Source organism: Pseudoalteromonas sp. MER144-MNA-CIBAN-0113 (genome assembly GCF_040308965.1).
Lineage (GTDB): Bacteria > Pseudomonadota > Gammaproteobacteria > Enterobacterales > Alteromonadaceae > Pseudoalteromonas > Pseudoalteromonas tetraodonis.
The window spans coordinates 1-906 of record NZ_JBEOOG010000182.1 but is presented as its reverse complement, the minus strand read 5'-3'; the positions used below and the strand labels follow the sequence as shown (position 1 = coordinate 906).

Below are 906 nucleotides of genomic sequence, written 5' to 3'. Positions count from 1 at the left end.
GTAAGCGTCCGGCCAACCACACCTAGCAACACCATTTTTTGTATTTGAAAATACCTTCAACTTTTTATTGGAGGTCATTATGAATTCACCCATCCCTAAACGTTGGCTAGAAATCCTAGCGCTTCGCTCATCATTTACTGGAACGAATGAAGCGTTTTGCAAACACCATCAAGTATCTATCAGCTCGTTTTATAAATATAAAAGCATGCAACAGGTGAAATCTTCAGGTGCATCACCTCAATTTGTCCGAGTTGAGCAACAAACCCAACGCACACACGTCAGTATCACTGAGCAACCAACGATTAACTTTAATCCGCACACTGGCCAACTGACATTACCCACAACACTTAACTGTGATGCTATCGTCTCAATTATTAAAGGTCTATCAGCATGAATATGTTTGTTAATCCGCCCGAGGTGTACTTATGTGCTGAGCATGTGGACTTTCGTAAATCCATCAATGGCCTTGCTGCGTTGGTGGAATGTGAGCTTGAATTACCCGTGCTATCGGGCGCGCTGTTTGTGTTTTGTAATAAAAAGCGCGACAAGTTAAAGCTTCTCTATTGGGATAAGACAGGCTTTGCATTGTGGTACAAGCGACTTGATAAGCACAGGTTTAAATGGCCTAAGCTTAAACGTGACACCATGACACTGAATGAGCAACAATTACATTGGCTATTATCAGGGTATGACGTTATTGGCCATGAAGAAATCAACGTCAGTCAGCACACAGTGACTTAATTACTTAGATCAATTGATGATCATCAAGGTTTAAGTTATTAACCCTATTCATTGTGCATAAAAGCCGTAAAATAAACGGCATGAACGATGTATTTACCTTACAACAACGCATTGCTGAGCTTGAAAAACAGCTTAAATATGAGCGCGAAGTATCTATACAGAAAG

General features: G+C 40.6%; 2 protein-coding genes. Both read left to right on the top strand.

All coding sequences use genetic code 11. The features are described from left to right. Positions 1-79 precede the first annotated feature (79 nt). Positions 80-394: an IS66 family insertion sequence element accessory protein TnpA gene (tnpA, locus tag AAEY57_RS19305; protein WP_248474939.1), complete on the top strand. Its 315-nt coding sequence runs from the start codon at positions 80-82 to the stop codon at positions 392-394. Next, entirely contained in the window at positions 391-741 is a 351-nt protein-coding gene (gene tnpB, locus AAEY57_RS19300; protein ID WP_004588658.1) for an IS66 family insertion sequence element accessory protein TnpB, read from the top strand. Before tnpA ends, tnpB begins: the two co-directional genes overlap by 4 nt. The last annotated feature ends 165 nt before the right edge of the window (positions 742-906 follow it).